The sequence below is a fragment of the Micromonospora maritima genome (assembly GCF_902825405.1).
In the GTDB taxonomy this organism is placed as follows: domain Bacteria; phylum Actinomycetota; class Actinomycetes; order Mycobacteriales; family Micromonosporaceae; genus Micromonospora; species Micromonospora maritima.
The window spans coordinates 1-6,638 of the sequence record NZ_CADEAU010000305.1; the positions used below are offsets into that span (position 1 = coordinate 1).

Genomic DNA, 6,638 nt, shown 5'->3' on the forward strand with positions numbered 1-6,638 from the left:
GGCCGGGGTGCTGGTGGCCGCGCTGGACCCCGGCGGTCCGGTCGACGCCGACGACCGCACCTTCGTCGAGCTGGTCGCCGCGCAGATCGGCACCGCGTTGGCACTGGCCCGGGCGCGGCGCCGGCGGGACGCGGACCCCGCCGCGCCGGCCGAACTGCGGCTGTTCCAGGCGCTCGTGGAACGCTCCGGCGACTTCATCGCGGTGGCCACGCCGGACGGCCGGACCGTCTACGTCAACCCGGCCGGGCGGGCGCTTGTCGGGCTGGGCGACGCGGAGCCTGTCGACGGGCTGGGCCTGGTCGACTTCGCCGCGCCGGACGCGCGCGAACGGTGGCACACCGAGCTGATCCCGTCCGCGTTGCGCGCGGGCCACCACCGGGCCGAGAGCCGCCTGGTGCACCGCGACACCGGCACGGCGATCGACGTCGACCACCAGACGTTCACCGTCGCCACCGGCGACGGGCGGGACACCACCGCGTTCGTGGCCACCGTGGCGCGCGACGTCAGCGAGCGGCAGCGGGCGCTGCGCCGGGCGGAGGCGCTGGCCCGGCTGGCCGCGGCGCTCAGCTCGGCGCGTGGCCACGAGGCCATCGTGGAGGTGGTGACCACCGTCGCCCCGGCCGTGGTGGACGCCGTCGCGCTGCGGGTGGCGCTCGCCCCGCCCGGCCGGACCGTGCTCGACGTGGCCGGCGGGGACACCCCCGCCGAGCGGCTGCCGGTGGACGCCGACGCCCCGCTGGCGCGCGCGGTACGGGACAACGTGGTGCTGCCGCTGACCGGCGTCGACGGCCGGACCACCGGGTTGTGCCTGCCGCTGCGCTACGGCGACGGCGTCGCGCTCGGTGCCCTGGAGGTGCGCTGGGCCGAGCCGGTCGTCGAGGACGAGGCGCCGCGGAACCTGCTCGACGCGGTGGCCGGGTTGTGCAGCCAGGCGCTGCAACGGGCCGAGCTGACCGGGTCGGCGCAGGCGATGGCCGGCTTCGCGGCGCGGCTCAGCGTGACCCGCTCCACCACCGAGGCGATCGAGGTGATCCTGGACGCCGCCACCACCGCGCTCGGGGCGGAGCTGCCCGGGCTGGCCATGCGGGCCGAGGGCCGCCGGGTCCGGCTCTGGTACCACGACGACGTGCCGGGCACGCTGTCCGCCTCGTTCCGCGACCTCACCGTCGACGATCCGCGTCCGATCGTGCGCGCGCTGCGCAGCGGGGAACGCGTGGTGCTGCGGGACCGCGCCGACTTCGCCGCCCGGTTCCCCGGGCTGCCCGACCCGGTCGGCGCGCACGGCCTGGTCACCACCGTGGCGCTGCCGCTGTTCGGCGCCGGTCGCCGCCCGATCGCCGCGCTGGGCTTCGGCTGGCGGCGGGAACGGCCGCTGCGCGACAGTGACCTCGCGTTGCTGGACACCATCGCCGACCTGTGCGAGCAGACGCTGGAGCGGGTCCGGCTGGCCGCCGCCGAGCACAACCTGGTGACCCGCCTGGCCGGCCGGCTGCGCAGTTCGTCGCTGACCACCCCACGCGGTCTGGAGGTCGCCACCCGCTACCGGCCGGCGATGAGCGGGCTGCACCTGGGCGGCGACTGGTACGACCTGGTCCGGCAGGAGGGCGACCGGCTGGCCGTGGTGCTCGGCGACGTGGTCGGGCACCAGGTCGAGGCCGCGGCCGACATGGCGCAGCTGCGTACCATGCTGAACACGCTGATCCGGCTGGGCGTACCGCTGGAGGAGGTGTTCCTGCGGCTCACCGAGCTGCTCGGCGTCGGCTTCCTCGGCACCTGCCTGGTCGTGGTGGTCGACCCGCGGGCCCGCACCGCGCACGTGGCCCGCGCCGGCCACCCGCACCCGGTGCTGCTGCCCGCCGGTGCGCCACCGCGCACCGTGCAGACCGCGAACGCGATGCCGCTGGGCATGGTGGACCGGCCGATGACCGTCACCACGATCCCGTTCGCCCCCGGTGACCTGCTGGTGGCGTACACCGACGGGTTGGTGGAGCGGCGCGGCCGGCCCTACGACGAGGGCGTCGCGGCGCTGCACCGGGCGCTGGTCGCGGTGCGCGACGAGCCGGCGGAAGTCATCGCGGACGAGCTGCTGCGCGACCTGGCCGGCTCCGACGACGACCAGGCGCTGGTGGTGCTGCGACACCTCGGCTGACCGGGCATCAGCGGGCCGTTTCGGGGAATGTCGGGAGGTCGGGCGCCGCGAATCGCCCAGCGACCGTACGACAGGAGGACCGTGATGGCCACCAGCACCCAGCCGGCGAAGGCGTCGGGCAGCTACCGGATCGGTGGTGACCTGCGGGTCGACCGCCTCGGCTACGGGGCGATGCAGCTCACCGGCCCGGGCGTCTGGGGCGACCCGAAGGACCCGGCCGAGGCGGTGCGGGTGCTGCGCCGCGCCTACGAGCTGGGCGTGACGTTCATCGACACCGCGGACTCGTACGGGCCGTTCGTCAGCGAGATGCTGATCCGGGAGGCGCTGCACCCGTACGCCGACGACCTGGTCGTCGCGACGAAGGCCGGGCTGACCCGCTCCGGGCCGGGCGACTGGCGGCCGGTGGGGCGCCCGGAGTACCTGCGTCAGCAGTGCGAGCTGAGCCTGCGCCACCTGGGGCTGGACTGCATCCCGCTCTACCAGCTGCACCGGATCGACGAGAAGGTGCCGCTGGCCGACCAGCTCGGCGAGCTGGCGCTGCTCAAGCAGGAGGGCAAGGTCCGGCACATCGGGCTCTCCGAGGTGAGCGTCGAGCAGATCGAGCAGGCCCGCGCGATCACCCCGATCGTGTCCGTGCAGAACCTCTACAACCTGGCCGACCGCAGCGCCGAGGACGTGCTGACCCACTGCGAGCGCAACGACCTGGCGTTCATCCCGTGGTTCCCGATCGCCACCGGCAACCTGGCCCGGCCCGGTGGCCCGCTGGACGCCATCTCGACCGGCCACGGCGCCAGCCCCGCGCAGCTCGCGCTGGCCTGGTTGCTGCGGCGCTCGCCGGTCATGCTGCCCATTCCGGGTACGTCGTCGGTGGCGCACCTGGAGGAGAACGTGGCGGCGGCCGAGGTGGAGCTGAGCGACGACGAGTTCGAGGCGTTGGCGCACGCGGCCTGAGCCGTTCGCCCTCTTTGCGGCGCGTGATCGAACAACTACTGTCAGAAGGATTCTCACGAGTGGGGGTCCGCAGTGGACGAGTTCGACTACGTCGTCGTGGGCGCCGGCGCGGCGGGGTGCGTGCTGGCGAACCGGCTCTCCGAGGACCCGGGCACCCGGGTGCTGCTGCTGGAGGCGGGCGGCTGGGACCGCAGCCCGTTCGTCCGCGTACCGAAGGCGTTCTCCCGGTTGATGGACGACCCGCGCACCGCCTGGCACTACCCGGCGACGACCGGGCCCGACCGGCAGGAGACCTGGCAGCGCGGCCGGATGATCGGCGGCTCGACCTCGGTCAACGGCATGATCTGGAGCCGCGGCGCGCCCCGGGACTGGGCCGCGCTGGCACCGCTGGGCTGGGGCTGGTCGACGATGCGGCAGGTGCTCCGGCGGCTGGAGGACCATCCGCTGGGCCCGGCGCCGCACCGGGGTGTCGGCGGTCCGGTGCGGCTCTCCGTCGCCACCGACACCGACCCGCTCGCCGAGGAGATGGTGGCGACCGGCGTCGGGCTGGGCTGGCGCCGGGTGGACGACCTGGACGCCGACGACGACGAGCGGATCGGGTACCCGACCGCGACCATCCGCGGCGGACGCCGGGTCAGCGCCGCCGACGCGTTCCTGCACCCGTGCCGCGGCCGGCCCAACCTGACAGTCGTGGTCGAGGCGGTCGTGCTGCGGGTGCTGGTCGAGGGCGGTCGGGCGGTCGGCGTACGGGTCGCGTACCGGGGCCGGGAGGTCGAGCACCGGGTGGCCGGCGAGGTGATCCTCGCCGCCGGGGCCCTGGCCACTCCGCAGTTGTTGCAGGTCTCCGGCATCGGGCCGGCGGACACCCTGCGCGCGGCCGGCGTGCCGGTGCTGCTCGACCGGCCCCGGGTGGGCGCCGGCCTGCGGGAGCACCGGTCGATCGCGATGCAGTACCGGCTCGCCGGTCCGGGCGGCTACAACGCCCGGCTCGGCAGTCCGCTCGGGCAGGCCTGGGCGACGCTGCGCTGGCTGCTCACCCGGGGCGGCCCGCTCGCCCTGCCGGTGCTGGACGTCGCGGCGCACGTGAAGTCCCGGCCGGAGCTGGACCGCCCGGACGCCCACCTGCTGATGGCGCCGTTCTCCGCCGCGCCGCCGCGCCCGGGCCGGGCGCTGGAACTGGAACGGGAGCCCGGCGTGATGTGCCTGGGCACGGTGACCCGGCCGGACAGCGAGGGCCACCTCGCGATCACCGACGCCGACCCGCGCACCCCACCGGCCATCGTGGCGAACTACCTGTCCACCGCGCACGACCGGCGGGCGGCGGTCGACCTGTTCCGCCGGATGCGGGAGTTCTTCGGCACCGGGCCGATCGCCGGGCGGGTCCGGGCGGAGACGGTACCCGGGCCGGCCACGCGGACCGACGAGGAGATCGTCGAGGCGGCCGTCACGCACGGCTACTGCGGCTACCACGCCGTCGGCACCTGTGCCATGGGCCCGGACGACGACCACGTGGTGGATCCGCGGCTGCGGGTGCGCGGCGTCGACGGGCTGCGGGTGGTCGACGCGTCGGTGCTGCCGGTGATGGTGGCGGGCTGGACCAGCGCGCCCGTGACCGCGCTGGCCTGGCGGGCGGCCGACCTGATCCTCGGTCGCGACCGGGACTGAGCGTCCCGGCCCGGGCCCGCCCGTCGGCGGGCCCGGAACGGGTCAGACGGCGAAGCAGTTCGGCCGGATCTGCGCGCCGGCCAACGTCTGGCGCACCGCCGTGTACGTGGTGCCGTCCAGGACCAGGCCGAGGTGGCCGACGACCCGCAGCGGGCACCACGCCTGCACCAGGACGTTCGTCGCGCCGTCGCCGAGCACGGCGTTGTCGACCGGCCGGACCAGTTCGTCCTGCCAGGTGCGCACCGTGGTCCAGCGGACCGGACCGGGCGTGTCGTCACCGGCGTTGAGGTCGGCCAGCAAGCTCGACCCGATGGTCATCTGCTGGCAGGCGACGATGCCGGCGCAGCTGCCCAGCCCCAGGAAGTTGACGAGGTTGGCCACGTAGGTGCCGTACTGCGGGCTGCCCAGGCTGACGTACTGGTCGACCTTGGCCGAGCCGCCGAGGAACTTGACGTACCAGCGGCTGACCAGGCCACCCTCGGAATGGGTGACCAGGTCGACCCGGCTCGCGCCGGTGGCGGCGCGGACCTGGTCCACGTAGGAGGCGAGCGCCCGGGCGGACTCGCGGATGTCGCCGAAGCCGAGGTTCGGCAGTTGGTAGATGGAGACCCGGTAGCCGTCGGCCCGCAACCGGGCGGCGATCGGCTCGTACGCGATCGAGATGCCGATCAGGCCCCCGACCACGACGACCGGGTCGGCCGCCGCGGCGGCGGTCCATTCGGCGGCGGTGACGGTGTCCACGGTGGATGCCGTGGCGGCGGCCGCGGTGGGCGAGGTGGTGGGATCGGCTGCGGCGTGCGCGGCGGTGGCCGGCAGGAGCAGGGCGGTGGCGGCGGTGGTGGCGGCCAGGATCGTTCGGAGCAGCATGGGCTGCACCTCCGGTGGGGAGGCACCCGGGGGACCCGGGAGGGACGGGTGGGATCCGATCGATCGTGGGAACGATGATGCGTGTCCGATTTCACACACGTCAATGGAAAGTTACGCGCCGGTAACCAGTTGTCGCGCCCTCCGCGCAAACCGGCATCCCGGGCGGCTCAGTTGCCGAGCGCCTGGACCTTCGCGATGGTCTCCTGCACGTGCTGCCGCGCCGGCTCCCCGCCCTGCGCCGCCTGCGCCAGCGCCTGCCGGTACGCGTCGATGACCCCGATCAGCGGGCCGGCCGTGGCCCCCTCCAGCGCGCCCGCCACCAGCGCCCGCGCCTCCGCCGCGTCCTGGGCGGCGGCCGCCGTGCGGGCCTTGGCCTCGTCCAGCTTCTGCGCCGCCGCCGCCAGCCTCGCGATGATCTCCGCCGCGCTCACAAGCCCTCCCCGGGTCCCACCCTGCCGACCACCGCGCAGCCTACCGCCCTGCGCCGGCCCCGCCTTTTCGTCGATCTGGGGCGGGGAGGCGAGGGCGGCGGGGGTCAGCGGAGGAGGCGGAACAGGAGGAGGTAGAGACAGAACAGGGACGGGGACACCAGGGCGCAGATCACGAAGCCGAGCGGGACGTAGCGGCCGGCCGGGGCGGTGCCGTCGTCCAGCACCGGGCGACCCCACCGGGCCAGCACGAACTGACCGGCCACGAAGGACATCAGCGGCACACCGGCACAGGACAGCGCCGCCACCAGGTCCATCCCGGACACCGGCAGCGGCGAGCCGACCAGCGCGACGAGCATGAGCAGCGAGCCGACGAGCGCGCAGCCGCCGTACACCGCGACCGCCCGCGCCGGCGCGGACCAGGTGGGCAGCAGCACCGGCGTCCGGGCCAGCGCCTCGGCCTCCTGCCCGTGCCGGTCGGCCTCGTCGGCGAGACGACCGGCCGCCGCCAGCTCCGTCGCCGGGTCACCCGGCCGCGGGTCCGGCACGATCCCCGCGGGATACGCCCCGACATCCGC

5 protein-coding genes and 1 pseudogene are annotated in these 6,638 nt (G+C 75.2%); 3 read left to right on the forward strand and 3 right to left on the reverse strand.

All coding sequences use genetic code 11. The features are described 5' to 3' along the window. The 3 genes from HUW36_RS22565 to HUW36_RS22575 all read left to right on the forward strand — a co-directional run. On the forward strand, nucleotides 1-2,149 hold a 2,149-nt coding region (locus tag HUW36_RS22565; RefSeq protein ID WP_174530006.1), incomplete at its 5' end, for a SpoIIE family protein phosphatase. An 84-nt stretch (nucleotides 2,150-2,233) separates the two neighbouring features. Further along, nucleotides 2,234-3,100, forward strand: a complete 867-nt coding sequence (locus tag HUW36_RS22570) for an aldo/keto reductase (protein ID WP_174530007.1) — start codon at nucleotides 2,234-2,236, stop codon at nucleotides 3,098-3,100. Between the two features lie 72 nt (nucleotides 3,101-3,172). Further along, nucleotides 3,173-4,765, forward strand: a complete 1,593-nt coding sequence (locus HUW36_RS22575) for a GMC family oxidoreductase (protein ID WP_174530008.1) — start codon at nucleotides 3,173-3,175, stop codon at nucleotides 4,763-4,765. A gap of 42 nt (nucleotides 4,766-4,807) precedes the next feature. Here HUW36_RS22575 and HUW36_RS22580 read toward each other — a convergent pair whose 3' ends face one another. From HUW36_RS22580 to HUW36_RS22590, 3 genes and pseudogenes are all read right to left on the reverse strand, one after another. Next, nucleotides 4,808-5,632 (reverse strand): lipase family alpha/beta hydrolase, encoded by an 825-nt coding sequence (locus HUW36_RS22580; protein WP_174530009.1) that lies wholly within the window; start codon nucleotides 5,630-5,632, stop codon nucleotides 4,808-4,810. Between the two features lie 167 nt (nucleotides 5,633-5,799). Continuing rightward, nucleotides 5,800-6,063, reverse strand: a complete 264-nt coding sequence (locus HUW36_RS22585) for a DUF6244 family protein (protein ID WP_091573340.1) — start codon at nucleotides 6,061-6,063, stop codon at nucleotides 5,800-5,802. A gap of 104 nt (nucleotides 6,064-6,167) precedes the next feature. After that, a pseudogene (locus HUW36_RS22590) lies at nucleotides 6,168-6,638 on the reverse strand (hypothetical protein); the annotation flags it as partial.

Bases quoted from the DNA above. Each gene is read 5' to 3' on its own strand.
- HUW36_RS22570 (WP_174530007.1), top strand. From the start codon at position 2,234: ATGGCCACCAGCACCCAGCCGGCGAAGGCGTCGGGCAGCTACCGGATC.
- HUW36_RS22580 (WP_174530009.1), bottom strand. From the start codon at position 5,632: ATGCTGCTCCGAACGATCCTGGCCGCCACCACCGCCGCCACCGCCCTG.